Origin of the sequence: Deinococcus murrayi DSM 11303 (assembly GCF_000482805.1) — a bacterium.
GTDB classification, from domain to species: domain Bacteria; phylum Deinococcota; class Deinococci; order Deinococcales; family Deinococcaceae; genus Deinococcus; species Deinococcus murrayi.
Map to the genome: position 1 here is coordinate 192,505 of NZ_AXWT01000001.1, position 25,700 is coordinate 218,204.

Here is a 25,700-nt window from a genome sequence, read left to right on the forward strand (position 1 = left end):
CACCATAGCACCCCCCCCCCGCTTCTGGCCCCCGCCCCGCGCGGTTCCCGTCCGGGTGACAAGGCCAGTGCCCCGGCCCCCTACAATGCCCGCCATGTCGGTGCCCCCTGCCCCCCACCCCGTGACCCTGGCCCTCGATACCGCCACCCCCTTTCTGGCCCTGGCGCTGGCCTGGCCCGGCGGCGAGCGAACCTGGCGCGAGGAGGTCGGTCGGGCGCACGCCGAGCGGCTGGCAGGAGCCACGGCAGAGCTGTTTGCGGCGGCGGGCCTCCCGTTCTGGGCAAGCACCGTCGTCATCGGCACCGGACCGGGGTCCTACACGGGCGTGCGCGTGGGCGCGAGCTACGCCCTCGGCCTGGGCCGGGTGTGGGGGGCGCGGGTGCTTGGCGTGCCCACCCTGGAAGGGCTGGCAGGCGGCCTAGAGGGCGAGGTCGCCGTGTCGCTGGACGCCCGACGGGAGAACGTCTACGGCGCGGTCTATGAGGTGCGTGGCGGGGTCGTCCGCCGGGTCATTCACCCCCCGCACAAGGGCAGCCTCGCCGAGTTTGAGGCGCTCGCCGCCGGGCGTCCCCACCACCGCGACCCGGCCCCCGACGGCCTCGCCCTGCTGCGGGCGGGGCTGGACCACGGCCAGGAGGAGTGGGCGCTGGCGTATCTCTGAGGGCAAAGCCCCCCTCATCCCCGTCCCCGCAGCCCCAGCAGCAACCCCGCCGCATACGCCCCGGCAAAGGGCAGGTTGGCCGTGAGCACCCGCCCCAGCCCGGTGAGCGCGGCCTGGCCCCCCTGCTGCAAGAGGGGGTCGGCCAGCGCCTGCACGCGCGGCCAGTTCACGCTGAGGAGGTCCAGAGAAGCAAGCAGTTGCACGGCCACGAACAGCAGCCCCAGCGCAACGAGCGCCAGGCGGCCCACCTTGCGCAGCGCCAGCCCGGTGGCAAAGCCCAACAAGGCCCCCACGCTGAGGTCAGGCAGCGCAGCACGCAGCACTTCGGTGAGAGAAGCGTCGGGGCTGGGGAAGGCGGGAGGGGCAGACAAGGCTTGGCGGGCATCATAGCCCGCGCCAAAAGGCGGAGGCGCGGAGACAGGCGGGCGGGGTATGGTGGGCAGCGACGTGACGCCTGAGCCTGATGTCCTCTCGCCGGAGTTGCTCGATCGCCTCAGTCGGGGGGACGAGGCGGCGTGGTACGACTTCGTGTCGGCCTACGAGGGCCGCATGTACGCCTACCTCTACCGGCTGGAGGGGAACGCCGAGGACGCGCTCGACCTCACCCAGGAGGTCTTTTACCGGGCCTGGCGCTCCATCCGCACCTTCCGGCCCGGCGAGCGGGTGCTGCCCTGGCTGTATCAAGTGGCCCGCAACACCCAGATTGAATCGCACCGCCGCAAGCAGCTGCACCGCTTCAGCCTCGAAGAAGCGCGGGAGGACGTGGGCTTTGAGGTCACCAGCCAGGCCCGCTCGCCCGTGCAGGCCGCCGAGAGCGCCGACGCGCAGGGCCGCGTCCAGCGGGCGCTGATGGAGCTGGCCCCCGAATACCGCGAGGCCGTCGTGTTGCGCTTTGTCGAGGACCTCCCCTACGACGAAATCGCCCGCATCCAGGGGGTGGCCCTGGGCACAGCCAAGAGCCGGGTCTTCCGGGCCAAGGAACAACTCGCGGGCCTGCTTGCCGACGCGGCGGACGTGCATTGAGGGACAGCCCTGAGCCGTCAGCGGTCAGCCCTCCGCCAAGAATGGGCGGCTTGGCTTGGGTGGGTGAGGCCGCTAGCGTGAAGGGGTGAGGACAGGGCGATGGAGGCGGGGCGGCCTGCTGGCGGGCGTGGCGATGTTGGGGGCGTGCGCGGCGCAGCCCGTGGCGTTCCGGGTGAACTTCTCGATGAGCGAGGCCCGGCGAGCACCGCTGACCGTCCGCTTTCGGGCGGAGGCCCCCGCCGAACACCGGGTGCAGTGGCACTTCGGGGACGGGCAGAAGGGTGAGGGCCGCGACACGGCGCACACCTACTACCAGCCGGGGACCTACACGGTGCGGGCAGAACTGCTGGACACGCGGGGGCGGGTGCGCTCGGTCGCTACGGGTGACGTGAGGGTCGAGAGCAGCGGCCCCGAACGCGCCGCCCTCGTCGTGCTGCTGGGGCTGGGTGAGGTCCGGCTCTCGGCGGCGGGAAGCGTGGCCTACCGTCCCGCGACCCCGCAGTTCTCGTTGGACGGGCAGGCCGCCGGGAAAGGTCCGCTCCCCGTGAGCGCCGGGGAGCACCGGGCGGGGGTGCGGCTGCCCGGCGCGGGCGGCGTGCTGACGCGGGAGGTCACCTTTCGCATGGCCCCGTTGGTCCGCAGCGTCCCCTTCGAGACGGAGGTGCTGCGCCTGACCAACCAGGCGCGGGCGCGGGGGTGGAACTGCGCGACCCTGCGGGAGGGGGGCCAGAGCCTGCCGCCCCTCAAGCGCCTCCCGGAGCTGGAGGTCGCGGCCCTGGCGCAGTCGGCGGGCATGGCCCTGCACGGCTACTTTGACCACCGCAGCGCCCTCGACGGCAGCACCCCCGCCACGCGGATTCAGGCGGCGGGCTTGCGGGCAGCGGCCAGCGCCGAGAACATCGCCGGGGGGCAGGCCACCCCGCAGGCGGTGGTGGACGCGTGGCTGCGCAGCCCCGGCCACTGCCGCAACATCATGGGCGACTTCACGCATCTCGGCGTCGCCCACGTGGAGCGCCCCGGCACCCGCTACGGCCACTTCTGGACCCAGGTGTTCGCCACGCCGCTGGAGGCGGGAGGTCCGTAGGCGGCCTCAGCGCCGCTCGTCAATCAGCGGGGGTTCACCCAGCCAGACCCTCGCCAGGGTGCCGCCGCCCGGCGCGTCCTCTAGGGTCACGTCGCCGCCATGCACGCGGGCGTAGCGGCGCACCAGCGAGAGGCCCAGCCCCAGGCCTGGGGTCACCCCCAGCGGCCCGCGCTCGTAGGGCAGGAACATCCGGGAGCGCTGCTCTGGGGGAATGCCGGGGCCGTGGTCACGCACCGCGAACTCTGGCTGGCCGCCCACCAGCGCGAGGGCGACCTCAACCGGTCCGCAGGTGTACTTCAGGGCATTTTCCACCAGGTTTTCCAAAAGCTGCGCGACCCGGTCGGGGTCGACCGACCACACCACCGGATGCTCTGGCACCCGCGCCGTGACCCGTCCGCCCGCGAGGCGCTGCACGAGAATCCGCAGGTCGGTCGGGGCCACCCGCAGGGTGACGTCGAGATACAGGTCATCGAGGCGGGTGAGGTCGGCGCGGCTGGCGAGCTGCCGGGCGCTCTCCTCAATCAGGGCCAGCAGCCGCTGCTGCTGGGGCGGGGTAGCGGCGCGGCGTAGCAGGTCGCTCGCGAGCAGCAGGTTCTGGAGGGGGCGGCGCAACTCGTGGCTGGCGAGGCTGAGGGCCTCGCGCTGCCGGGCTTCGCGCCGGGCACGGCGCTCGCGCTCCGCTCGCCACAGCCGCAGCGCCCGCAAAATCAGGGCCATGCTGAGCAGCCCGGTCGCCAACGCGGTCCACAGCAGCACCTGGCGCAGCCGCCGAAACTCGGCCTCATAGTCTCGGCCCAAGCGGTTCGACAGTTCCTCCGCCTGAGCACTGAGCTGCGTGGCCAGCCGCCCCGCTTCTGCGAGGGCCTGCGGGGTGCCCGCCTCAACCAGGACGCGAATCCGGCTCAGCCGGGCCTCACCCAGCGCCTCGACGGCCCGCAGGTGCTCGAACTGCCCTGGACTCAGCAGGCTCGACCGTACCTGGTCGCGGATTTGCTCGCGCTCCTCGCGGGATACAGCTGGGTCAAGGCGAGCGGCGCGGTAGTGCAGCACGTCCTTGGCCAGGCCGTGGTAGCTATAGATGGACCAGCCGTCGCCCCGCGCCAGCAGCGACTGATAGGCGGGTTGCAGAGCCAGCAGCAGCAAGATGACCGTCACCAGCGCGGGCAACAGCGCGAGCAACACTTCCCGCGCCCGTACCCCCAGCGGCACGCGGTGCGCGGGGGAGGCCCCTGAGGCGGCAGCCTCGTTCGCAGGGTCACTCACGGGGCGGGCGAGATGCGCTCGACAAACCACACCCACGCTGAGCCGTACTGGCTGCGCGGGAACCGCCTCTCGTCGGGCGGGAGGACCACCGCGAGGGGGCCTTTTTCCAGGACGGGAATCGGTTTGCCGTCAGCAGTATGCGCGAGCATGATGGGCGCGGCTTCGTAATCCCGCGCCGCGATGATGGTCATGTAGCCGTTGCTCGCGTGCAGCTGCATGTCCTGTCCGGCAAAGCCCCCCAGCCGGGCAAGGTCGCGCAGCGGCACCCCCTCATAGGTGAAGGTGCGTCCGAGCTGCGCGTGCCGGGTGGCGTAGCGCACGGTGGGCAGCGCCAGCAGTTGGCTGCGGGTCAGGGTCAAGGTCTGGGTCCGGCCCTCCAGCCGCAGCAGGGGGCGCTCACCCGGCTGCGGGGCGGGGATGGGCCGGGCGGCGGTCCGCAGGTAGGGAAAGGGCGTGCTCGTCCCCTGCGCCCACCCTCCCGGCCCCAGGCCGCCGAAGATAACCGGACCCAGCGCCAGGGCCGCCAACAGAACGCGCTTTGTCGGGAACACGGCCCCCAATCTAGAGTTCTCCCAGCGGGGCCTCAAGGGGGCGGGGTGCATGAGCCGGGGGTGAGACAACCCCCCTCGCACCGCTGCCTGCGCGTCAGTCCGGCATCATGGAGCTGCGACACACTGCCCCCATGCGTTCTTTCCTTCCCGTCGTGACGCCCCTGCTCGGTGCCCTCGCACTGGGCAGCGCTGGGGCCGCTCCGGTGCTCAGCGCCCAGAGCATCATCGTCAACCCGGTCCAGACGAACTTGGCCGTCCGGGTGTGGACCGACCGGGGCAGCGGCACCCAGGCCCCGGCCTACCATCCCGGCGAGCGCATCCGCCTCTCGGTCAGTGTTAACCGGGACGCTTACGTGTACCTCTTCAACGTGGACCCGCAGGGGCAGGTCGACCTGGTGCTGCCCAACCGCTTTCAAAGCGGCGCAAACTTCGTCAAGGCGAACACCACCCGCACCTTTCCGGCGGCGGGCGACCCCTTCACCTTTGACATCGCCGCCCCCTACGGCCTGAACAAGGTGCTCGCGCTCGCCAGCCTGACGCCCCTCAACCTGGAGCAGATTGCCACCTTCAAGAGCCAGCAAGCGAGCTTTGCCACCGTGAACGTGCAGGGCCAGCAGCAGCTTGCGCAGGCGCTGAGCATCGTGGTGACCCCCCTGCCGCAGGAAAGCTGGGTCAGCGCAACGGCCTTTTACACGGTCGCACCGCGCCCGGCCCAGGCCGCGCCCCTGCAAACGCCCCCCCCGGCCCCCGTCACGGCGACCCCGCCGAGCCGCGGCACGCCCATCCAGCCGCCGCAAACCGCTCAGGCCCTCTCGATTACGGTGCAGCCCCTGGCAGACGTGCGCGACTGGAAGGCGACCGTCCAGGGCCGCAGCCTCCAAGCCGTCTACGACGAGTATGCCGCTCGCCTGCGCGCCGAAGGCTTCACCCAGGTGAGCAGCCGTCAGACGGGCAACCACGTCCGCGGCGAGTTCCGCAAGGGCAGCGCTCGCGTCACCCTGGAAGTCAAGCAAAAGGGCAAAAAGGCCGACTACGAGGTCAAGGTCGAGCGCCGCTAAATCGCGTTACGTTGCCGCCGGGTCCCCCCCCATTCGGGAAGCCCGGCGGTTTTGCGTGCCTGTTTCGTGGGTCTAACGGGCCGGGTGGGTGGCTTTCCACTCCAGGGCCAGGTCTTCGTAATAGTCGCGGACGCTGTTGGTGAGCGAGCGCACCAGCCCTGGCGCGTCTGCGGCGCGGCCATAGCCGGAAGTCGACCACAGCTCCAGCGCCCGCACCATGAACTGGCGGGTGCCCAGGGTGACGCGCACGTCGGGGCGCAGTTGCAGTCTCAGCTCGATGGAGTAGAGATAGTCACCGTCTTCCGTCTCAAAGGCGTCTGCCGAGAAAATCTGCTGCACCGTGCAGGTTTTGGGGTCGCCGTAGGGCACCCCGTAGAGGGTCGCGTAGCGCAGGAGCTGCTCGTCGAGCAGCGCGGCGAGGTCCTCGATTTCCTCGTCGTCCACGTACACGGCAGAGAAGGGCGGACACAGGTCAGCGGCCACGAGCGGGCGCAGGTTCGCCTGCTGGTGGTCGGCCCCTGCCGGAGGGGCCAGGAGGGCCAGGGTCGTCAGCACCAGCAGCGCTCTGTTCATGGCCCAGTGTACGCCCGCCGCCCACCTGGGCGCATCTGCTAGGCTGGGGCCACAGCTTTTCTGTTGCCCTGCGGCCCCGTGCGCCGCCCCTTCCCCATGCCGACCCCCCTGCCCCGCCCTTCCCGCTGCCTCCCTGCCCCTGCCCGGCTGCTCAACCAGCGCCGCGCCCCCTGAGGGCGGCTCCCGGCTCCCTCCCCACCCTCCCGCAGGGAGCGGTGAGGCGGGGGCCGCGCCCTTTGTCCAGTCTCCTGCTTCTCCTCTTTCCTCCCCCTGAGGTATTCGATGACCCGAACCCGTTCCTCCCGCAAGGCGGCTCCGCCCGCCGCACCCCAGCCTGCCGCCGGTGAGCCGCTGCAACTGCTCACCCCCGGCGGGGAGGTCACCGACCCCGCCCGGCTGCCCGACCCGGAGACGCAGCGTCGTCTTTACCGCCTGATGCGCCGCGCCCGGCACTTCGACGAGCGGGCCTGGGTGCTCTACCGCACCGGGCGCATGGGCGTCTTTCCGCCCTACGGCGGCATGGAAGCCAGCCAGGTGGGCACCGCCGCCGCGCTGACCCACGACGACTGGCTTTTTCCGACCTACCGCGACACGGGCGCGGCGCTGACCTATGGCCTGCCCATCCCGCAGACGATTGCCTACTGGCGCACCAGCCCGCACGGGTGGGCGATGCCGGAAAACCTCAAGATTCTGCCCTTTTACATCCCCATCGCGACCCAATACCCGCACGCGGTGGGGGCGGCGCTGGCCGAGGCCCGGCGCGGCACGCCCAACGTGGCGATGGCCTTTATCGGGGACGGCGGCAGCTCGGAGGGGGACTTTCACGAGGCGCTGAACTTCGCGGGTGCCCTGAACGCTCCGTGCGTCTTCATCCTCCAGAACAACGGCTGGGCCATCAGCGTGCCCACGCGGGCGCAGACGCGGGCGCAGGACCTCTCCCGGCGCGCCGACGGCTACGGCATTCCCGGCGTGCGGGTCGACGGCAACGACGTGCTGGCGACCTACGTGGTCACCCGCGAGGCCGTCGAGCGTGCCCGCCGGGGCGAAGGCCCCACCCTGATTGAGACGGTGACCTACCGGGTCAAGCCCCACACGGTCGCGGACGACCCCAGCCGCTACCGCTCGGCTGACGATACGGCGGGCTGGGACGAAAAGGACCCGGTGCGCCGCCTGCAAGCGTTCCTGCTCGCGCAAGGGCACCTGACCGAGGCCGAGGACGCCGCCCTCATCCGCGAGGTCGAGGCCGAGTTCGAGGCGGCCCTTGCCGAGGCCGACGCCTACCCCGAACCCACCCCCGCCGAAATCGTCGACCACGTCTTTGCCGAGCCGACGCCCGCGCTGCGGCGGCAGCGGGCCGAGCTGCTGGCGGAGGAGGGACAGTGAGACAGCTCTCAGCGTTCAGCCCTCAGCCGTCAGCTTCCACCAGCGACAAGCCACACGCCACCAGCTCCCAAGAGGTTTCCGCATGACCGCCCCCGCAACCCCCCCCGCCACTGCGCTGCGCACCATGACGATGGTCGCTGCCATCAATGACGCCCTCGCCCTCGCCCTGGAACGCGACCCCGATGTGTACATCTTCGGGGAGGATGTCGGCGTGATGGGCGGCGTGTTTCGCGCCACCGACGGCCTGCAAGCCCGCTTTGGAGCGGGGCGCGTCTTTGACACCCCGCTCGCCGAGGCGGGCATCGTGGGCATGGGCATCGGGATGGGGCTGGCGGGGCTAAAGCCCGTCGCGGAGATTCAGTTTGCGGGCTTCCTGTACCCGGCGCTGGACCAGATTCTTTCGCACCTGGGCCGCTACCGCCACCGCACCCGCAGCCGCTATCACCTGCCGATGGTGGTCCGCGCCCCCTACGGCGGCGGCGTCCATACCCCCGAACAGCACGCCGACTCGCCCGAAGCGGTCCTCGCCCACACCCCCGGCGTGAAGGTGGTCATTCCCAGCACCCCCCGCGACGCCAAGGGGCTGCTGCTCGCGGCCATCGAGGACCCCGACCCGGTCTTCTTTCTGGAGGCCATCAAGCTCTACCGCTCGGTCAAGGAGGAGGTGCCGGAGGGCCACTACACGGTTCCGCTGGGGCAGGCCCGCCGAGTCACGGAGGGGGATGACGTGACGGTGGTCACGTACGGCGGCATGGTGGAGATTTCGCAAAAGGCCGCCGAAGCCGCCCGCGCCCACGGCATCGGGGTGGAGGTCATCGACCTGCGGACGCTGGTGCCCCTCGACCTCGCAACCATCCTCGCTTCGGTCGAGAAGACGGGCCGGGTCATCGTGGTCACCGAAGCGCCGCGCACCGGGGGCTTTCACAGCGAAATCAGCGCGACCATCGCGGAGGAGGCCATCGAGTTCCTGCGGGCACCCATCGTGCGGGTCACCGGCTTTGACGCGCCCTACCCGCCCTTCACCTCCATCGAGGACGCCTACCGCCCCAACCCGGTGCGGGTGGCGAGGGCAATCCGGAAGGTCATGGCGTACTAGAGAGGGGGGCGCGGGGAGCGCGGGATGCGGGAGCGGCTGGGGCCAACGCCCTGAATCTCAGCGCCCCATCATGAAGCCCCAGCACCGTGAAGGGGATGCGTTCTGCGCCCCTGCTGCTCACCGCCGCCCTCCTTGTGGGGACGGCGGTCTTGGCCGTGGACCGCTGGCGCTCTTCTGGAGGGGCGGAGGTTCTGCCGCCCACGCGGGTACGGGCAACAGCCCCGGCCCCCAGGCCGGAGCCGGAGCCAACGCCCGCCCCCGCACCTTCCCCCCCAGCCGAACCGCCGCCCCTCCCCCCCACCGCCCAGGTCTCCGGCATCCGGCACGAGTACCAGCGGCTGAACAACTGCGGCCCGGTCACGGTGGGCATGGCCCTCAGCCGCTGGGGGAGCACGCTGACCCAGTACGACATTGCGCCGAAGCTCAAGCCCACGGCGGGGGACGTGAACGTGTCGCCGGATGAGCTGGCCGCCTACGCCCGCTCGCAGGGGATGGATGTGCACCTTGCACGGGGCGGAGACCGCCCCCTGCTGAAGCGGCTGCTGGCCGCCGGGATTCCGGTCATCGTGGAGACGTGGTTCGTGACCCCCGACAGCGGCGGGATGGGCCACTACCGCCTGCTGACCGGGTACGACGACGCGGCGCAGACCTTCCGCGCCCTGGATTCCTACCTGGGGCCGCTGACCATGCCCTATGGCCGCTTTGACGAGCTGTGGCGCTCGTTCGGACGCACCTTCCTGGTGGTGACGCCGCCACAGCGAGCGGCGGAGGTGCGGGCGCTCCTGGCCGAACGGGCCGACCCGGTGTGGGCCAAGCGGGAAGCGCTGCGGGTCGCCCTCGCCGAGGCCGAGCGGCGGGGGGACGCGGCAGCCTGGTTTGGGGTCGGGCACGCCAAGCTCGCTCTCGGAGACGCGCGGGGAGCGGCGCGGGCCTTTGACGAGGCGTTCGCGGCCCCGCCCGACCCGGCCCTCGACCCCACCCGGCCCACCCGGCACACTGGGGGCCTTCCCTGGCGGGCCACCTGGTATTCTTTCGGGCCGCTGGAAGCGTACCTGCGCACCGGGCGTTTTGCGGACGTGCTGCGCCTGACTGGGGCCATCTTGCGCGACGTGCCCGCACACGAGGAAGCGCACTACTGGCGCGGGCGGGCACTCGCGGCGCTGGGCAGCACCGCAGAGGCGCGGGCCGCCTACCGCGAGGCGCTGCGGCTGCGGCCCGGTTTTGAGGCGGCGCGGGTGGCCCTGGGCCAGAGCTGAAGAGGGCGGGGGAAGGCAGAGTGTTACCCTGCTCCATGGCTCCCGCAGCTCGCCTCACGCCGGAAGCTTTTGCCCGCGCCCGTGCCTTCTTGCTCACGCGGGGCAGGCCGCTGGAGGCCGCCCGCTTGCGCCACGCCCTGGGGGAAGGCAGCGCGGCGGAGGTGCTGGCCGCGCTGCGGGCCGACCGCACGCCCGACGGCGGCTTCAGAGGGGCAGCGGGCGCTCTGGCAAGCAGCGTGTCGGCGACGGTCGCGGCGCTGGAAGTCCTGCACGACCTCAGCGTGCCCGCCTCCGACGAGCTGCTCGGCGGTGCGGCGCGGTGGCTGCGCGAGCACCTGCACAGCTCGCCGGGCGGGCCAGTGTGGCCCCTCCTGCTCCCGGAGGCCAGAGCGGAAGCGTCCGCAGCCCGCAGGGAGGACTTCCGGGTCAGCCCCCGCGCCGAACTCGTGGCGCGGCTGTGGCGCTGGCCCGACCTCTTGCCCGCCGGGCTTCTCGCCCAGCTCACGCTGGAGACGCGGGACGCTGTCCTCGCCGGGCTGGACCCGGAGGACGCCAGGGGGCACGCGAGCGCCGCCCTCTTTGCCCAGACCCCCGAAGTCCCTGAAGCCCACCGCCTCTCCGTGCTGGAATACCTGCGCGACGTGCTGCCGGGGCGGGTGGCGGCCACCCCGGAGGCCCTCGCCGGGGGCGGCCTTGACCCCCTGCGGGTGGCCCCCACCCCCGCTTCTCCCCTCGCCCCCGCCGTGGAAGACGCCCTGGCCACGGCCCTGGCCCAGCTGCCCACAAGCCAGCAGGAGGACGGCTCGTGGGCACCGCCCTGGAACGGGGAGGACGCTGGGCCAGGGACGGAGGCCGCGGGGCGCAGTGTGCGCACCTGGGAGGTCTTGCGGGTGCTGCGGGACTGGGGGCGCGTGGAGCTTTCGTAGGTTCGCTCTTCCCCCGACCAAGAAACCGCCCCACCTTCCTGGCAGGGCGGCCTTCCTCACGGCGCTTACTTCTTGGGGGCTTCGATGGTCTTGACGGTCTTGCCAGCGGCGCGGGGCGGGGCCTTTTGCACCGTCTGGCCGAGGGAGGCGGTTTCGCGCTCGACCTGTTTGTTGATGATGACCTGCTGGACGATCCCAATCAGGGTGGAGAGGATGATGTAGATAGTCACACCCGCCGGGAAGGTCAGGGCGAAATACAGGAAAATAATGTAGATAAAGGCCTGCTGGCGGAACATCTCCGGACTCTTGCGGGTCATGACATAGAGCTGGCCGATGTTCACGACGAGATAAATCAAGGCGAGAATGTACCAAGGGTCTGGAATGGCGAGGTCCGGCAGCCACAAGAACCCCGAATCGAACTCAAAGTTGCGGATGGTCGACCACAGCGCGATCAGCACCGGAAAGGGCAGCAGGGTAGAAAAGCAGCCCGCCGGGTTGAAGTTGTAGTCGCGGTAGAGCTGGGCCATCTCTGCTTGCATGGCCCGCTGCGAGTCGGGGTCGCGCCGGTCTTTGTACTTCTCCTGGAGTTCCTTGATTTTGGGCTGCATGACCTGCATCCGCGCGGTGGTGCGGCCCTGCGCCTGCATCAGCGGCCACATGATGAGCCGCAGCAGCACCGTGAGCAGCACGAGTACCAGGCCCCAGTTGCCCACCAAGCGGTAGAGCGCCTCCATCAGCTTCACGATGAGGAGGCTGATTTGCCCGAACCAGTTGGGCTGGAACAGGCCCGGCAGGTTGCTGTACCCGCTTTGGTAGAGGTGAATCAGCTCGTTGCGCCCGCCGTAGACCTCCAGGGTGCTGTCTCCCGTGAGGTTCACCCGGATGAGGCCCTCTGCGCCCCCGGTGAGGGCGGCGTCGGCCCGCGTGCCGCCCTGGGGCCGCACAATCAGCGCGTGGGCAATCTGGCTGGGGTTTTCCTGGAGGGCAGCGTACTGGATGTTCTCGACCGTCAGGGTGCCGCTGCCCTGCACGGCGGCGGGCTGCCCACCCACGGGCACCGCCTGCACGCGGGGGTTATCCGCTTTGCCCAGGCCAGGAAAGAGCATGGCGTAGGTCTGCGGGCCATTTTCCAGGCGGGTGCGGACGTCGACGAGGTAGTTGCGCGGGTGTAGGGTGACCGTCTTGGTGACCGTCACGCCGTTTTGGACGTAGCGGAAGACGGCGTCTTGGCGATTTTGCGCGAGGTTCTGGGTGAGCTGGGGTGCGCTGGCCTCGGCGGGGGCAGCAGGGTCGAGGCCGTCTCCCTCCAGCGCCAGCGCCCGGCGGCTCCCCACCATGTTGACGATGCCGCGCTCCTCGCGCAGGGCGGTGAAGTCGTAGGTTCCGTCGGGCCGCTGCCGAATGAAGGGCGTTCCCGCGTAGTTCTTGACGTACCAGCCGATGACCTCGCCCCGCGCGTTGAACACCACGTCCTGAAGGTTGCTGGTGGCGATGTACTCATCGCCGGACTGACCGTCAAAGTCCGCCGTAATCCACTGAGGTTCGATGGGCTTGCCAAAGACGGGAAGGGGACCGGTGGTGCCGCAGCCCGTAAGCAGCAGCGCTCCCAGAGCCGTGAGGGGAAGCAGGGTTCGGGTGTTCATCAAGGTGACTTTCTACGGGAAGGACGGGAGGGGTCGGAAGGGGACGGGCGGCGGCGCGGCCACTCCTTCGGCACCGGGTCGCAGCCGCCAGGTACCAGCGGGTTGCAGCGCACGACGCGCCACGCGGCCAGCCAACCGCCCTTTAGGGCACCGTGCCGCTCCAGCGCCTCCGCCGCGTACTGCGAGCAAGTCGGCGTGAAGCGGCAGGTCGGCGCAGGCTTGCGCGGCGAGAGGTCGCGCTGATACCAGCGCACCAGGCCCAGCAGCAGGCGGGACGCCGCGCTCATGGCTGGTCCTCCCCGGCGGGCGGCGAAGCGGGAGGGGTCACGGGGCCGGGTACGCGGGGGGCCGGGGCCGAGTTCCCGCGCCGCCCGCCCCGCTTGGCCCCCTTGCCCGGCGCACTCGCAAAGGCCCGCGCCAGCGCCGCTTGCAGCTCGGCAAAAGGCACGCTCAGCACGGCCGGATTTGGCAGCAGGATGGCCCGGCAAGGGGGCAGGCCGCCGGGCAGGGTCCGCAGCGCCTCGCGCACCCGGCGGCGAGCACGGTTGCGGTCAACGGCGCGGCTTAAGGTCTTTTTGGACACCACAATCCCCACCGTGGCACGGGGTTGCCAGGCTTCACCGTAGCGCGGACGGTAATCGGTGACCCGCAGGGTAAAGAGGCGGTCACGCACCACCACCCCCTGCTGGCGCACCCGCCGGAACTCGCGGTCCCCCGTCAATGAAGCCAGCGCCACCGGGCGGCGAGGCCGCTGCGGAGTGGCGCTGGGAAAATCAGTCTGGACGATGGCCTGCTCCGGGCGGGGCCGCGTTACTCGTCGCTGACGGTGAGGCGGTGACGGCCCTTGGCGCGGCGGCGGGCCAGGATGTTGCGGCCCGCTTTGGTCTTCATGCGGGCGCGGAAGCCGTGAGTCTTGGCCCGCTTGCGGACATTCGGCTGATAGGTACGTTTCATGGTCTGACTCCTTACTCGGCGCGCGGCGGGCGGGGCTGGGGGCAACCCCCCATGTCCGGGTCCCGGCGCGCGTGCGTGGCAAACTCGCCCCCTGAGGGGCAACTGTGAAAGTGTAGCACGGGGCGGGAAGGCGCGGGAAGGGCCGCCAGGGTGACCCCTCTCCCACTGTGACCCCCCAGCTTGCCGCCCCCTCCCCCGCCGCGCTACTAATGGCGGGATATGCGTGACGCCGTTCTGAAGGCCCTGGGGACCGTGCAAGACCCCGAACTGCACCGCGACCTCGTGTCGCTGGGCATGATTGAGCGGGTAGAGGTCGGGGAGGGAGGGGCGGCGCAGGTCAAGGTCAACCTGACGACGCCCGCCTGCCCCCTCAAGGACCAGATTGAGCGCGACGTGCGGGCGGCGGTGCTGGGAGTGCCCGGCATTCGGGAGGTCACCGTGACTTTTGGCGCGATGGTCCGCAGCAGCGGCCAGCCCGCGCTGCCGGGCGTCAAGCACGTGCTGCTGGTGGGCAGCGGCAAGGGCGGCGTGGGCAAGAGCAGCGTGGCGGTCAACCTCGCGGCGGCGCTCGCGCGCGACGGGGCGCGGGTCGGGCTGCTGGACGCCGACGTGTACGGCCCCAGCGTGGCACACATGCTGGGCCAGGGCGCGGCGCGGGTGACGGCCAACGCCGAACGCAAGATGCAGCCCATCGAGGCGCACGGCCTGCGCTTTCTTAGCATGGCGAACCTCGCCCCCGCGGGGCAGGCGCTGGTGTGGCGTGGGCCAATGCTGCACTCGGCCATCGGGCAGTTTCTCAAGGACGCGGCCTGGGGCGACCTCGACTATCTGATTGTCGACCTGCCGCCGGGCACGGGCGACGTGCAGCTTTCCCTCACCCAGACGGTGCAGATAACCGGGGCCGTCATCGTGACCACCCCGCAGGACGTGGCCCTGATAGACGCGGCGCGGGCGGTCGACATGTTCCGCAAGGCCAGCGTGCCCGTGCTGGGGGTCATCGAGAACATGAGCTATTTCGTGGCCCCCGACACGGGCCTCACCTACGACCTCTTTGGGCGTGGCGGAGCGCAGAAGCTGGGCGGGCTGCCGCTGCTCGGCGAAGTGCCCCTCGACCTCGACGCCCGCCGGGACGCGGACACGGGCATTCCCACCGTGCTCGCGCATCCCGACTCGGCGGCGGCGCAGGCCCTGACCGGGGCGGCCCGCGCTCTGGCCGGACGGGTGAGCGTGCAGGCGCTCGCGCAGCTTCCCGACCAACTTCCGGTGGTCTGAGGTGACGGCCCTCGCCCCCCAGACCCAGCCCGCGCCCTCCCCAGAGCGCACCAAGTACCGCCTGCTGGAGCGGCTCAAACGCGCTGGCCCGCAGACCGTACAAGACCTCGCGGCCAACCTCGGCGTCAGCGTGCCGGGCACGCGGAGGCACCTGCAAGACCTCCAGGAACAGGGCCTGATTGAGGCCCGCACCGAGCGGCCCGGCGGAAGGGGGCGGCCTCAGCACGTCTTTCTCCTCACCGACCGCGGCGAGGCGACCTTTCCAAAAACCTACTCGGCGCTGTGCGTCGATGTCTTGCGCCATCTCCAGACCCTCTACGGGGAGGGGGCGGTCATGCAGGTCCTGGAAGCCCGCAGCACCGAACTCGCGGCGCAGGTGCGGGCCGCGCTGCCGAGCGACCTCCCGCCCGCAGAGCGGGTCACCCGCTTTGCCGCCTGGCTCAGCGAGCGGGGCTTTGATGCGGTCGCCGAACCCGGCGAGCGAGCAGGCGAGTGGCGGATTACCGAGCGCAACTGTCCCAACCTGACGGTGGCGCGGCAGTTTCCAGAGTTGTGCCGCAGCGAGCTGAAGCTCTTTACGGACGTGCTGGGCGTGACCGTCACCCGCGAGACGCGCATCGCCTGCGGGCAGGGCCAGTGCCGCTACCGCATCGGACCCTGACGGTGGCGGCTCCTGACCGGGCGACGGGCCAGCCCCTTTACAGCCTCGTCGCCTGGCCGCCGGAAGCCCTGGATACCTGGTTGCGGCGCACCCAGGAGCGCCTCGGCGTGCGCGGCTTCGGGGCACCCCACCTCAACCTGCGGGCACCCTTTCAGACGGCCCTCACGCCGGGAGAGCTGGTCGCGGCCTTTCGGGAAGCACTGCGGGGGATTCCGCCTTTTGAGGTCCCAGTGCGCGGGTGGAAACGGTTGCCCAACATGGTCTTTTTGGAGTGCGTGCGGACACCCCAGCTCTCAGAGCTGCACGCCCGCGCCCTCGGCGTAGGGCCGTCCACCCGCGCCCCCCACGACGGCGAGGGGTACGTGCCCCACCTCACCCTGGGCCTGGGTATCCTGCCGCGGGTAGAAGACCTGATTTGGGCGGAGGTGCAGCGCCTCACGCCCCCGGTCACGTCCTTTGGGGTAGAGGTCCTCAGCCTCACCCGCGAGGAGCGCGGCGAGGTGCAGGAGGTCCACACCTTTCCGCTGGGCGAGGGGACCGAGCCGCTCGCCCCGCTCGCCGGGGAGGAAGCGGGGCGCGGCGGGGTCCGGGGAGCAGGGGGGGACTAAACGAGTGCGGGTGTCCCCAGCAGCGGGGCCAGCGCCGACGCAAAGCGCTCGTAGCCCGCAAAGTCGAGTTGCTGCTCGTTGTCCGAAAGGGCCGTGGCGGGGCTGGGGTGCACCTCGACGTGCAGACCGTCCGCACCGACGGCGAGGGCGGCTTTGGCCAGCGGAATGAGCAGGTCGCGCCGTCCGGCGGCGTGCGTCACGTCCACGATGACCGGGAGGTGCGTCTCCTGCTTGGCGAGGGCCACCGCCGAAAGGTCGAGGGTGTTGCGGGTCCACTTCTCGAAGGTGCGAATGCCGCGCTCGCAGAGAATCACTTCGGGGTTGCCCTCGGAAAGGACGTACTCGGCGGCGTAGAGCCATTCCTCGACCGTGGCCGCAAAGCCGCGCTTGAGCAGCACCGGGCGGCGGGCGCGGCCCACCTCGCGCAGGAGGGAAAAGTTGTGCATGTTCCGCGCCCCGATTTGCAGGATGTCGGCGTGCTCGGCGACGACCTCCACGTCGCGGGTGTCCATCACTTCGGTCACAAAGAGCATCCCCCGCTCACGGGCAACCTGCCCCCCGATCAGCAGGCCATCGACCCCCATCCCCTGAAAGCCGTAGGGACTGGTGCGCGGTTTGTACGCGCCGCCCCGCAGAATGCGGACGCCCCGGCCCGCCAGAAACGCCGCCGTCTCCTCCATCTGCTCTGCCGACTCGATAGAGCATGGCCCCGCGATGATGACGGGGGGCGCGTCGCCGCCAATGCGCACGCCGTCAATGTCGAGCACCGTATCCGCAGGCTGCACCTTGCGCGAGACGAGAAGCTGCTTTTTGTCGTTGCTCTCTTCGAGGTCGAGGCTGGCCCTAAAAATCTCCTTGAAAATCGCCTTGACCGCCGCGTGCGAGAAGGGGCCGGGATTGAGGCGCTCCAGCTCACGCAGTTGCTGTTCTTCGCGGGCGGGGTCGTAGTGCTGGGGGCGGCCCTCGGCGGATTTGGCCCGCCCGATTTGCGCGACCACCTCGCCCCGGCGCGACAGCAGGGTCAGGAGGTCGCGGTTGATGGCGTCCACCTCCGCGCGGAGGTCATCGATACTGCGCTGGGGAGAGGTCATGCGGCCAGTGTAGGAGGCCCGCCGCTCCCCCGTCCGTAGCCCTGCTAGTCAAATCGGGGGCTTCCTAGCCGGGAGGCTGGGGGTCCGGCGTGTTGACCATGTGCGCCGCCACCCGCGCGAGGGCCGCGTGCAGTTCCCGCGCCTCGGCCTCCCCGATTTCGGGCGTCTCGCGCAGGGCCGCCGCCATGCAGGCCAGCCACGCCCGGCCCCGCGCCGGGGTGATTTCAAAGGGCAGGTGCCGCGCCCGCAGCCGGGGATGCCCGTAGCGCTGAAGGTAGAGGGGTGGCCCGCCCAGAAAGCCCGACAGAAAGGCGAACTGCTTTTCCGCCGTGTGGGTCAGGTCTGCGGGAAAGAGGGGCGCGAGGTCCGGGTCACGGGCGACGCGGGCGTAAAAGCGCCGCACCAGCAGGCCGAGCGCTTCCGGCCCGATGCGGTCATAGAGGGAGCCGCCCTCGGTGAGGGAGAGGGGTGCGGTCATAGCGCCCAGCTTCCAGCTCCCAGCACCCAGCGTCAAGACGCTCCTGCACGCGCCGGAGCTGTCCGAACTGCTCGGCTGGCCGCGCTCATTCCCACTGCCACAGCGCTGGCTCAAACTCATAGCCCCCCAGCAGCCGCAGCCCTTGCCGCCGCAGGTGGCCGATGGCGTGGAAGGGGAAATGGTAGCCCGTGACCCACAGCCCTTCTTCGACGGCCTCATTGAAGAGACGCTGGCGGGTGCGGGCGGCAAGCGCCCCGTCGGTGTCGAAGCTAATGTAGGCCCCGCGGTGCCGCAGCGAGAGCAGGAAGTGCCCCGCCGCGTCCCCAAAGACCAGCAGGCCCGCGCTGCCGCTTCCGGCGCGCACGCTGAGGTGCCCCAGGGTGTGGCCCGGCGTGGCGACCGCCGTGACGCCGGAGACAATCTCCGCGCCGGGCTGAATGAGGGTAAAGCGGTCGCGCAGGCCAATCAGGTTGGCCTGCACCGCCGCGTTGGGACTCTGCTGGGTGGTCCAGAACTGGAACTCGGCGGCCCCCATCATGTGCCGAGCACCGGGAAAAGTAGGTTGCCCATTGGTGGTCAAGCCGCCGATGTGGTCCCCGTGCCCGTGGGTGATAAACACGGTGTCGATGCTGGCGGGGTCGATGCCCGCCCGCCCCAGGTTGGCGAGGAGTTGCCCCGCCGCGCCCCCGCGCCCGGTGTCTATCAGGACCCGCCGCCCCCCGACCTCCAGCACGACCGGGTTGAAGTGATTGACCGTGTTCGTGGCGGGCACCCGGTACTCGGCCAGGGTGGCGGCAAACTCGTCTTGACGGTCGGGGTTGGCCCCCCAGGTCGGCAGCACGGCGGCCAGGGGCGCGGTGCCGTCGCTGACCACGGTGGCCGTCATCTCTCCGATGCGCTGGCGGTAAAAGCCGTTACCGTTGAGGGACGCGGCGGGGGCTGGCGCGGGCGGGACAGGCGCGGGCTGGGCGCGGGCGAGCGGGGTGGCGGCAGCCATCAACCCCGCCGTCCCCAGCAGGCGCAGGGCGTCGCGGCGGTTGACGGGGCGGGCGGAAACGTCAGGCTTGGGACTCGCATCGCTCATGGGACAACCTCCGGGGTGGGATATGACCTTTTGACGTTAAACGAGTCAGTCGCGCCCGTGTGCAGTCCCTCCTACAGACCCGCCGGGCGCGGGAAACCGGGGCGCTTGACCCAGCCCGTAGAGGCCCAGCGCCAGCACCAGCAGTTCTATCCCGCCGCGCACCCGCGCCACGTCCCACCCGGTGCGGCGGCTGAGGCCGAGGACCAGCCCGTCACGCGGCCCGGCCCCCAGCCCCGCTGCCACGTAGGTGCCCGTCGCCAGCCCCAGCAGGCCGACCCCGAAAACGAACTGAAGCCAGCGAGCGAGGATACCAGGGGGCCGGGGGACCAACGGGGCGAGCAGGTCAAGAAAGAGGCCGATGAGCAGCACGTTCAGCACTGTTCCCGGACCCATGCGCTCGCGCAAGAAGAGCGCCGTGAACCCCACAATCAGCACCCCCGTCAGGATGCTCGCCGTGCCCAGCGTCAGCGGAAGGTGCTGGGTGACACCGAGATGAAAGGCCTCCCAGGGGGCCACCCCTACCCGCGCTTCCAGCATCAGCCGCAGGGCGAAGCCGTAGAGGGCCAGGCCGAAGACCAGCAAGCCGTACCGCCCCGGCGTGGGCAGGCGCGTGGCGGCGGCGAGGGGCGCGGGGCGGGGCATGGGGGCGAAGGTAGCACCCGTCTGCAGGACGGCCCAAGACGAATCAGGCCCAAAGCCTCGCTTAACCTTTCCGCGCCCGCCGCGGCGCAGGCGACACAATCGGGAGCAGGAGGTGGACCGATGGACTCATCCCTCAACGACCGCTTTGAGGACGCCCTCAGCGAGCATGACTGGCTGGAAACCCTGGCAGGCACCTTGCAACCCAAGCTGCGGGAGTGGCTGGACGCCCTGCCCGAAGGCGTGGTGGCGGCCCTGCATGGGGAGCCGCTGGGCCATCCCCTGCATCCCATCCTGATTCACCTGCCGCTGGGGGGCTGGCTCGTCGCCGGACTCCTGGACTTTTTGCCGGGCACCTCGCCCGACAACGAGGTCGCCGCCGACCGGGCGCTCCTGCTGGGCACGGTTGGCGCGCTTCCGGCCATCGCGGCGGGCTGGACCGATTGGGCAAACACCCGCGGCGAGGCGCGGCGGACCGGACTGCTTCACGGGCTGGCCAACGAGGTCGCTTTTACCCTCAACGTGGCCTCGCTGCTGGCGCGGCGGCGGCACCAGCGGCGGCTGGGCAAGGTGCTGTCGGGGGTCGCCCTCGGCATCGCGGGGCTGGGCGGCTTCTTGGGCGGGCAACTCGTCTACCGCCACGGCCTCGGCGTGGGCAAGACGCTGGCGCACCCGCAGGGCTAACCCAAGGGGAGGGGAAGTCAGGGTGGGGGAGCACCGCGACCGAGTGCTCCTCCCCTTTTTGCGGCCTACTCCTCCCTGGACTTCACCGGAAAAGCCGGATGAATCTGCAGTGCCCGCGTCAGCGCGACCACCCATGCCAGCGCAAAGAGAGCGCCGCCCAGCACGTCTGTCGGGTAGTGCACGCCGATATACACGCGTGACCACATCATCCCCAGCACGTACAGCCCGCCCAGGAGGAGGGCCGCTCCCCGCCAGCGCGTTGGCCACAGCAGCACGGCGAGCGCGGTTGCCAGCGCTGAGGCGAACATCGCGTGTCCGCTGGGAAAAGAAAAGTCCGGTTCGGGCAAAAGCGGAGTCCACAGCGCGGGCCGGGGCCGGTCGAAGACGTTTTTGAGAAGCACGTTGACAAGCGCGACCCCGCCCAGACTGAGCATCAGGAAATAGCCCAGGCGGTGGCGCAGGCGGTAAAAGAGGAAGACCAGCCCCAGCGTCACGGGCACCATCCCCCGCGCACTGCCCAGCAGCGAAAAAGCGACCGCCACCCGGTCGAGGGTGGGGGACGCGCCCGCATGTAGCGCGAGCATCAGCGGCTTTTCAAAAGCGAACGGCTCCTTGTTGAAGACGTCCTCCGCGATGGAGACAAAAACCAGCAGGGGGACCAACAGCCCGAAAAACAGCAGCAGCAGCCTGCGCCAATGCGCCCGCAAGAAGGCAAGGAGGTGCTCTAGGGGACCGGAAGAGGAAGGAGCTGGAACCATGAACCCGCTCACGCTACCCCCCCGCCGCGGGCAGCGCATTCGGGCGGCGATTGGGCAAGTGTTTATCCCGGCCCCACCCTTCCCCTACACTGTCGGGGTTGCCGCGCCTGCGCGGAAGCTAAGGAGGCCACTGTGGGACTCGCCATCGGAATCGTCGGGCTGCCGAACGTCGGCAAAAGCACCCTGTTTAACGCCATCACGCGGGCGGGCGCGCTCGCGGCCAACTACCCCTTTGCCACCATCGAACCCAACGTGGGGCGGGTTGTGGTGCCCGACGAGCGCCTCACTGCCCTTGCCAGAGTCTTTACCAAAGGCGACCGGGTGCCCCCCGTCGTCCCCACCTTTGTCGAGTTCGTGGACATCGCCGGGCTGGTGAGGGGGGCCAGCCAGGGCGAGGGGCTGGGCAACCAGTTCCTGGCAAATATCCGCGAAGTGGACGCCATCGCCCACGTCGTGCGCTGCTTTGAAGACCCCAACGTGGTCCATGTGGCGGGCCGGGTCGACCCCATCGACGACATCGAGACGATCAATACCGAGCTGATTCTCGCTGACCTCGCGGGCCTGGAAAACCGGCTGGCCAACCTCCAGAAAAAGGCCAAGGGCGGCGACAAGGAAGCCCGCGAAGGGGCCGAGCTGGCCGAGCAGATTCTCAAGGTGCTCGGAGAAGGAAAGCCCGCCCGCGCCGGAAGCTACGAGACCAAGATTCCCAAGGATTTCGGCCTGATTACCACCAAGCCCGTGATTTACGTGGCGAATGTGGGCGAAAACGACCTGGGAGATGACAACGACTACGTGCGGCGGGTGCGCGAGTACGCTGCGCCGGAGGGTGCCCCCGTGGTCAAAATCAGCGCCCAAATCGAGGGCGAACTCGCCGAGATGCCCGAAGAAGAAGCCCGCGAGTTTCTCAAGGACCTCGGCGTTCAGGAAAGCGGCCTCGACCAGCTTGTCAAGGTCGGCTACGAGACGCTGGGGCTGATGACCTTCATCACGTCCGGCGAAAAGGAAGTGCGGGCCTGGACCATCCGCCGCGGCGAAAAGGCCCCCGAAGCAGCGGGCGAGATTCACTCTGACCTGGAGCGCGGCTTTATTCGCGCAGAAGTCATCGAGTGGCAAAAGATGGTCGAGGCGGGCGGCTGGGCGAACGCCAAAGCCAAGGGCTGGGTCCGCACCGAGGGCAAGGACTACGTCATGCAAGACGGCGACATCATGAACGTGCTGCACAACATGTGACGCCGCCTCTGCTGGCCGGGCGCAGCGCCCTTCTGGGGGTGGCCCCCGCCGCGTACACTGCGCTCAGGAGGTCCCCGATGCGCACCCTTTGGACGGCCCTGCTGGCCCTCGCCAGCGCGGGACTCGCGGCCAACACCAGCCTCTACACCTCGCTCGAACCGGGCACCTGCCGGAACCTGGTGACCGACCCGTCGGGAAGCGGCTGGGTGCAGGATTTGTGCGAGGGGGTCGGCGGGTATCAGCTCTTGATAGAGGAAGGGGACCTGCGGCAAAACGTGACCGTCTCGCGCGGCGGCACACGGACCTCCCTGAACCTGTGGACGGTCGTCGGCTCGTCCTTTTCCAGCTTGGGGCCGCGGGCCGAGTGGCGACTCCGGGACGGGGTGCCCGTGGCCCTGATTGTGCGCTACAACCTCTCGGACCCTGAAGACGCCGTCAAAACCACCTCGTACCTCGTCGTCGCCCGGCTGGGGGCGCGGCCCTGTGTGGTGGCCCGCATCGCGCCGGGACCCCAGCAGAACGTGCGGGCACGGCAAGTGGCCGATGCCGCGCCGGGGCGGGCCTGCCTGGGAACGCCCTGACCCCCCGCGCCCCCCCTTCCCGCTACCTGCTACAGTGCCCCCGCCATGACGACTCCCCCTTCCCCTCCCGCGCCCGGCGCGCCCCAGAGCCGGGGCGTCACCCTGGTCATCACCGAACTCGTGCGGCCCGCGCGGGTCGCGGAATACGAGGCTTGGGCGCGGGAACTGCATGGGCGGCTGGGGCAGCAGCCCGGCTTTTTGGGCCTGCACGTGCTGCGGGGCGAAAGCGGCGGCCTGCCGGAATACGTGACACTGGTGCGCTTTGCCACGCCGGGGGCGCTCGCGGCGTGGCGGGAGTCTGCGGCGTACCGCGCGGCCCTGGCCCGGCTGCCGGAGTTCACGGCGGGCGAGGTCGAGTACCGCGAGTCTGAAGGGCTGGAGGCCTGGTTTGACCGACCGGCCCGCCCCACGCCTGCCCCGCCCCTGTGGAAGAACGTGCTGGTGGGCTTCGTGGGGGTGTATCCCCTCATCCTGCTGTTTACCTGGCTCTCGCGCCCGCTAACCCAGGGCTGGCCGTGGTGGGCGGCGATTTTGCCGTCGGCCTTTCTGGCGACCCTCTTTCTGAACTGGCCGGTGCTGCCCCTGCTCTCGCGGCTGCTGCGCGGGTGGCTGTATCCCCAGCGGTAAAGAGCCAGAACGCCTGCGAACAGAGAGCAGAGAGCAGAGAATGAGGCCCCAGCGTGGTGCCGGGGCCTCGCTGCGTTCCCCCGGTCAGTCGGCGGACACCGCCACCACGTCGGGCGAGTCTTCCCCGGCGGGCAGTTGGCGGCGCACCTCGCGCATGGCGCTGTGAATGACGCCCAGGGCGAGGCTCATGGTGAGCATGGAGGAAAAGCCGTAGCTCACCAGGGGCAGCGGCACCCCGGTGACCGGGAAGAGGCCCGCCGCGACCGCCAGATTGACAAAGGCCTGCCCGACCACCATGAACATGGCCCCCGTTGCCAGGATGGTCGCGCCGTGAATCTCCGGGGTCATGGGGCGCACGCGGGCGGCGAGCTGCGAGACTTGCAGGGCGGTCACCACGATGAGCCAGTAGGCGAAAAAGAGCATCGTCACGCCCAGTAGCCCGGTCGAGAAGCCCACCGAGGCAACAATCAGGTCGGTGTTGTCGGCGAAGTACGGGTAGCGCGGGCCGTCGGGTCCCTGGCCCCACAGGCCGCCAAAGTTGAGGTCGCGGTGGGCCTTGCCAATCTGGTCGAGGCCGACCTCGACGACTTCTTCGCGGTTTACGTGGCCGAAAAAGCGCTCCAGGATGTAGGGGTGCGTCTCCAGGTACTTGTTGGCAAAGGGCAGGCTGAGCAGCCCCAGCGCGAGCAAAAAGCCGCTGATGTTGGTGATGCGCACCCCGGCGGCGTACATCAGGATGATGCCCAGGCCAAAGGTCAGCACCGAGGTGCCCAGGTCGGGTTCCAAAATAATCAGCAGGGTCGTGAGGACAATCATGCCCGTCGCGCTAATCAGCTTGTTTTGCACGCCCCGCCGCGAGAAGAAGGACGCGAGTTGCAGCACCAGCCCCAGCTTGGCGAGTTCGGAGGGCTGAAAGCGGATGGGGCCAATCTCCAGCCAGCGCTTGACGCCCTCGCTGCCCTCGGCCCCCTTTCCCAGAAAGAGGGTGAGCAGCAGCAGCAGCAGGGTGAACCACCAGAAGTAGGGCGCGAGCTTCAGGAAAAAGCGGGGGGGCAGCCGCGCCACCAAAAAGGTCGCCGCGAGCGCAATGAGCGCCTTGCTGCCGTGGTCCAGGATGTCGCCCGGCGCGGCTGTCGCCACCCCAATCAGGCCCAGCGTGAGCAGCAGGACCTGCGCCATCACGAGTTGCAGGCTCATGCGCGGGCCTCCGCAGCGGCGCTCGCCAGTTCGCGGGCGGCCCGCGCAAAGCTCTGGCCGCGCTCGCGGTAGTCGCGGAAGCGGTCAAAGCTGGTGCCCACGGGGGCGAGCAGCACCGTGCCCGCCCCACCCGGCCCCCCCAGCGCCGCGAGGCCCGCCGCCGCCGCTGCCCGCATCTGCTCGTCGCCCGTCTCGCCGCGGACGGGTTCAAAGGGGAGGCCCAGCCCGCGGGCCAGCGCCTCGCCGTCCTCGCCAAAAGCGATGACGCGGGTGACTCTTCCCCGCGCGGCCTCCCGCAGCGGCGCGAGGTCGGCGCCCTTGTCGCGCCCGCCCACCAGCCAGGCGATGGGCGGCACCGAGCGCTCCAGCGCGGCCTGCACCGCGAGCGTGCGGGTGGCGATAGAGTCGTCCACAAAGCGCACCTCCCCGATGCGGGCGACCGTCTCGAAGCGTCCGGCGACGGGCCGGGCAGACCGCAGCGACCCCGCCAGCGCGGATACGTCGACCGGGCGGCCCAGCCGCAACAGCAGCGCCTCGGCGGCGAGGAGGGCGGCGGCGGCGTTGGCGGGGTGCACGCCCTCCGGCAGCTCGGCGGCGGGCAGCACCTCCTGCCCCCCTGCGAGGCGCAGCTGCCCCGGCGTAAAGGACCGCACCTGCGCCCGCGTGGGCACGTCCAGCCCCGCCGGGAGGACGAGCACGTCCTCCCCCGTCTGGCCCGCCGTGATGTTGCGCTTGGCGGCGTGGTAGGCCTCCACCGTGCGGTGGCGGTCGAGGTGGTCTACCCCCAGGTTGGTGATCACCGCGACGGGCAGGCGCAGGCCGGGCACCCGCTCCAGTTGGAAGCTTGACAGTTCGGCCACCGCAACTTCAGCGTCGTCCACCACGTCGAGGAGGGGTGGGTCGATGTTGCCGCCCTCGCGGGCCTTGAGGCCCTGACCGCGCAGCAGTTCGGCCACCAGCACCGTCGTGCCGCCCTTGCCCGCCGTCCCCGTGACCCCCACCAGCGGCAGCGCGGGGCGAGCACGGGCCGCCAGCACAACCTCCCCAATGACTTCCGCCCCCCGCCCCCGCAGCGCGAGGAGGTCCGGGTGGTCGATGGGCACCCCCGGCGCGGCGACCACCGTGTCGTAGGTGCCCGCCAAGTCCCCCCGCGGAAAGCCCAGTTCCCGCATCAGGACCTCGTCTTCCCCGCTGGGCCGGGCGTCGTGCCACTCGGCCCGCCTGCCCTCGCGGGCCAGAAAGCGGGCCACGCCGCGCCCGCTGCGGCCCAGCCCATACATCAGGATTCGTTCGCCCACACCCGTTTGTTCCCCGCGCTC

Annotated in this window: 30 protein-coding genes; 15 read left to right on the forward strand and 15 right to left on the reverse strand. The window is 70.4% G+C overall.

Features of this window, described 5'->3' with window-relative positions; translation table 11 throughout:
• Positions 1-94: 94 nt before the first annotated feature.
• Positions 95-661, forward strand: a complete 567-nt coding sequence (tsaB, locus tag H565_RS0100940) for a tRNA (adenosine(37)-N6)-threonylcarbamoyltransferase complex dimerization subunit type 1 TsaB (protein WP_027459385.1) — start codon at positions 95-97, stop codon at positions 659-661.
• 14 nt (positions 662-675) lie between these two features.
• On the opposite strand, the gene H565_RS0100945 is transcribed toward tsaB, so the two are convergent.
• Positions 676-1,032, reverse strand: a complete 357-nt coding sequence (locus tag H565_RS0100945; RefSeq protein WP_027459386.1) for an FUN14 domain-containing protein — start codon at positions 1,030-1,032, stop codon at positions 676-678.
• 61 nt (positions 1,033-1,093) lie between these two features.
• Here H565_RS0100945 and H565_RS0100950 point away from each other — a divergent pair, with 61 nt between their 5' ends.
• Complete coding sequence (locus tag H565_RS0100950; protein WP_027459387.1) at positions 1,094-1,684, forward strand: RNA polymerase sigma factor; 591 nt, start codon at positions 1,094-1,096, stop codon at positions 1,682-1,684.
• Between the two features lie 85 nt (positions 1,685-1,769).
• Positions 1,770-2,768 (forward strand): CAP domain-containing protein, encoded by a 999-nt coding sequence (locus H565_RS0100955; protein WP_027459388.1) that lies wholly within the window; start codon positions 1,770-1,772, stop codon positions 2,766-2,768.
• 6 nt (positions 2,769-2,774) lie between these two features.
• Here H565_RS0100955 and H565_RS13880 read toward each other — a convergent pair whose 3' ends face one another.
• Positions 2,775-4,031: a sensor histidine kinase gene (locus H565_RS13880; RefSeq protein WP_152550601.1), complete on the reverse strand. Its 1,257-nt coding sequence runs from the start codon at positions 4,029-4,031 to the stop codon at positions 2,775-2,777.
• Entirely contained in the window at positions 4,028-4,582 is a 555-nt protein-coding gene (locus H565_RS0100965; RefSeq protein ID WP_245576138.1) for a putative pterin-binding protein, read from the reverse strand. The genes H565_RS13880 and H565_RS0100965 overlap by 4 nt, the downstream gene beginning before the upstream one ends.
• A gap of 131 nt (positions 4,583-4,713) precedes the next feature.
• Between H565_RS0100965 and H565_RS0100970 the strand changes: the two genes are divergently transcribed.
• Positions 4,714-5,640 carry a DUF4384 domain-containing protein gene (locus H565_RS0100970; RefSeq protein ID WP_027459390.1) on the forward strand — a complete coding sequence of 309 codons (927 nt, stop codon included), beginning with the start codon at positions 4,714-4,716 and terminating at the stop codon, positions 5,638-5,640.
• Between the two features lie 72 nt (positions 5,641-5,712).
• On the opposite strand, the gene H565_RS0100975 is transcribed toward H565_RS0100970, so the two are convergent.
• Positions 5,713-6,213, reverse strand: a complete 501-nt coding sequence (locus tag H565_RS0100975) for a hypothetical protein (RefSeq protein WP_027459391.1) — start codon at positions 6,211-6,213, stop codon at positions 5,713-5,715.
• Positions 6,214-6,495: 282 nt separating this feature from the next.
• Here H565_RS0100975 and pdhA point away from each other — a divergent pair, with 282 nt between their 5' ends.
• From pdhA to H565_RS0100995, 4 genes are all read left to right on the forward strand, one after another.
• The gene (gene pdhA / locus H565_RS0100980; protein ID WP_027459392.1) at positions 6,496-7,596 is read left to right on the forward strand and encodes a pyruvate dehydrogenase (acetyl-transferring) E1 component subunit alpha; all 1,101 of its coding nucleotides are present in this window, start codon (positions 6,496-6,498) and stop codon (positions 7,594-7,596) included.
• Positions 7,597-7,678: 82 nt separating this feature from the next.
• Complete coding sequence (locus H565_RS0100985) at positions 7,679-8,692, forward strand: alpha-ketoacid dehydrogenase subunit beta (RefSeq protein WP_027459393.1); 1,014 nt, start codon at positions 7,679-7,681, stop codon at positions 8,690-8,692.
• A 95-nt stretch (positions 8,693-8,787) separates the two neighbouring features.
• On the forward strand, positions 8,788-9,948 hold the full coding sequence (locus H565_RS0100990; protein ID WP_034407866.1) for a C39 family peptidase: 1,161 nt from the start codon (positions 8,788-8,790) through the stop codon (positions 9,946-9,948).
• Positions 9,949-9,983: 35 nt separating this feature from the next.
• Positions 9,984-10,874: a serine/threonine-protein kinase gene (locus tag H565_RS0100995; protein ID WP_034407868.1), complete on the forward strand. Its 891-nt coding sequence runs from the start codon at positions 9,984-9,986 to the stop codon at positions 10,872-10,874.
• A 65-nt stretch (positions 10,875-10,939) separates the two neighbouring features.
• Here H565_RS0100995 and H565_RS0101000 read toward each other — a convergent pair whose 3' ends face one another.
• The 4 genes from H565_RS0101000 to rpmH form a co-directional block, all read right to left on the reverse strand.
• Positions 10,940-12,517, reverse strand: coding sequence for a YidC/Oxa1 family insertase periplasmic-domain containing protein (locus H565_RS0101000; protein ID WP_027459396.1), 1,578 nt, complete (start codon positions 12,515-12,517; stop codon positions 10,940-10,942).
• Complete coding sequence (gene yidD, locus H565_RS15905; RefSeq protein WP_081851683.1) at positions 12,517-12,804, reverse strand: membrane protein insertion efficiency factor YidD; 288 nt, start codon at positions 12,802-12,804, stop codon at positions 12,517-12,519. Before yidD ends, H565_RS0101000 begins: the two co-directional genes overlap by 1 nt.
• Positions 12,801-13,238, reverse strand: a complete 438-nt coding sequence (gene rnpA / locus H565_RS0101005) for a ribonuclease P protein component (protein ID WP_027459397.1) — start codon at positions 13,236-13,238, stop codon at positions 12,801-12,803. The genes yidD and rnpA overlap by 4 nt, the downstream gene beginning before the upstream one ends.
• An 89-nt stretch (positions 13,239-13,327) precedes the next feature.
• Complete coding sequence (rpmH, locus tag H565_RS0101010; RefSeq protein ID WP_027459398.1) at positions 13,328-13,471, reverse strand: 50S ribosomal protein L34; 144 nt, start codon at positions 13,469-13,471, stop codon at positions 13,328-13,330.
• Between the two features lie 219 nt (positions 13,472-13,690).
• Between rpmH and H565_RS0101015 the strand changes: the two genes are divergently transcribed.
• The 3 genes from H565_RS0101015 to H565_RS13885 are packed head-to-tail and all read left to right on the forward strand — an operon-like array spanning position 13,691 to position 16,012.
• Entirely contained in the window at positions 13,691-14,743 is a 1,053-nt protein-coding gene (locus tag H565_RS0101015) for an Mrp/NBP35 family ATP-binding protein (protein ID WP_027459399.1), read from the forward strand.
• Position 14,744: 1 nt separating this feature from the next.
• A complete protein-coding gene (locus H565_RS0101020) occupies positions 14,745-15,404 on the forward strand; it encodes a helix-turn-helix transcriptional regulator (protein WP_027459400.1) in 660 nt (219 codons plus the stop codon).
• A complete protein-coding gene (locus tag H565_RS13885; protein ID WP_245576139.1) occupies positions 15,380-16,012 on the forward strand; it encodes a 2'-5' RNA ligase family protein in 633 nt (210 codons plus the stop codon). The genes H565_RS0101020 and H565_RS13885 overlap by 25 nt, the downstream gene beginning before the upstream one ends.
• Here the strand turns inward: H565_RS13885 and H565_RS0101030 are convergent.
• The 4 genes from H565_RS0101030 to H565_RS13890 form a co-directional block, all read right to left on the reverse strand.
• Positions 16,009-17,103, reverse strand: coding sequence for a bifunctional 3-deoxy-7-phosphoheptulonate synthase/chorismate mutase (locus tag H565_RS0101030; RefSeq protein ID WP_027459401.1), 1,095 nt, complete (start codon positions 17,101-17,103; stop codon positions 16,009-16,011). The two genes, H565_RS13885 and H565_RS0101030, sit on opposite strands and share 4 nt — an antisense overlap.
• A gap of 64 nt (positions 17,104-17,167) precedes the next feature.
• Positions 17,168-17,581 carry a globin domain-containing protein gene (locus tag H565_RS0101035; protein WP_027459402.1) on the reverse strand — a complete coding sequence of 138 codons (414 nt, stop codon included), beginning with the start codon at positions 17,579-17,581 and terminating at the stop codon, positions 17,168-17,170.
• Positions 17,582-17,666: 85 nt separating this feature from the next.
• Entirely contained in the window at positions 17,667-18,665 is a 999-nt protein-coding gene (locus H565_RS0101040; protein WP_027459403.1) for an MBL fold metallo-hydrolase, read from the reverse strand.
• A gap of 45 nt (positions 18,666-18,710) precedes the next feature.
• Complete coding sequence (locus tag H565_RS13890) at positions 18,711-19,307, reverse strand: YczE/YyaS/YitT family protein (RefSeq protein WP_084542844.1); 597 nt, start codon at positions 19,305-19,307, stop codon at positions 18,711-18,713.
• A 120-nt stretch (positions 19,308-19,427) separates the two neighbouring features.
• Between H565_RS13890 and H565_RS0101050 the strand changes: the two genes are divergently transcribed.
• Positions 19,428-19,988 (forward strand): DUF2231 domain-containing protein, encoded by a 561-nt coding sequence (locus H565_RS0101050; RefSeq protein ID WP_034407873.1) that lies wholly within the window; start codon positions 19,428-19,430, stop codon positions 19,986-19,988.
• Between the two features lie 65 nt (positions 19,989-20,053).
• Here the strand turns inward: H565_RS0101050 and H565_RS13895 are convergent, their stop codons facing one another.
• Positions 20,054-20,746, reverse strand: coding sequence for a phosphatase PAP2 family protein (locus H565_RS13895; protein ID WP_034407876.1), 693 nt, complete (start codon positions 20,744-20,746; stop codon positions 20,054-20,056).
• Positions 20,747-20,878: 132 nt separating this feature from the next.
• Here H565_RS13895 and ychF point away from each other — a divergent pair, with 132 nt between their 5' ends.
• The 3 genes from ychF to H565_RS0101070 all read left to right on the forward strand — a co-directional run bounded on the left by ychF (position 20,879) and on the right by H565_RS0101070 (position 23,184).
• Positions 20,879-21,976: a redox-regulated ATPase YchF gene (gene ychF, locus H565_RS0101060; RefSeq protein WP_027459405.1), complete on the forward strand. Its 1,098-nt coding sequence runs from the start codon at positions 20,879-20,881 to the stop codon at positions 21,974-21,976.
• Positions 21,977-22,053: 77 nt separating this feature from the next.
• Positions 22,054-22,557: a hypothetical protein gene (locus H565_RS0101065; protein WP_027459406.1), complete on the forward strand. Its 504-nt coding sequence runs from the start codon at positions 22,054-22,056 to the stop codon at positions 22,555-22,557.
• A gap of 45 nt (positions 22,558-22,602) precedes the next feature.
• Complete coding sequence (locus tag H565_RS0101070) at positions 22,603-23,184, forward strand: antibiotic biosynthesis monooxygenase (RefSeq protein WP_027459407.1); 582 nt, start codon at positions 22,603-22,605, stop codon at positions 23,182-23,184.
• Positions 23,185-23,268: 84 nt separating this feature from the next.
• Here H565_RS0101070 and H565_RS0101075 read toward each other — a convergent pair whose 3' ends face one another.
• Together H565_RS0101075 and murD are read right to left on the reverse strand one after the other, a co-directional pair.
• Complete coding sequence (locus tag H565_RS0101075) at positions 23,269-24,381, reverse strand: FtsW/RodA/SpoVE family cell cycle protein (protein WP_027459408.1); 1,113 nt, start codon at positions 24,379-24,381, stop codon at positions 23,269-23,271.
• Complete coding sequence (gene murD, locus H565_RS0101080) at positions 24,378-25,661, reverse strand: UDP-N-acetylmuramoyl-L-alanine--D-glutamate ligase (protein ID WP_051363354.1); 1,284 nt, start codon at positions 25,659-25,661, stop codon at positions 24,378-24,380. Before murD ends, H565_RS0101075 begins: the two co-directional genes overlap by 4 nt.
• Positions 25,662-25,700: the final 39 nt, after the last annotated feature.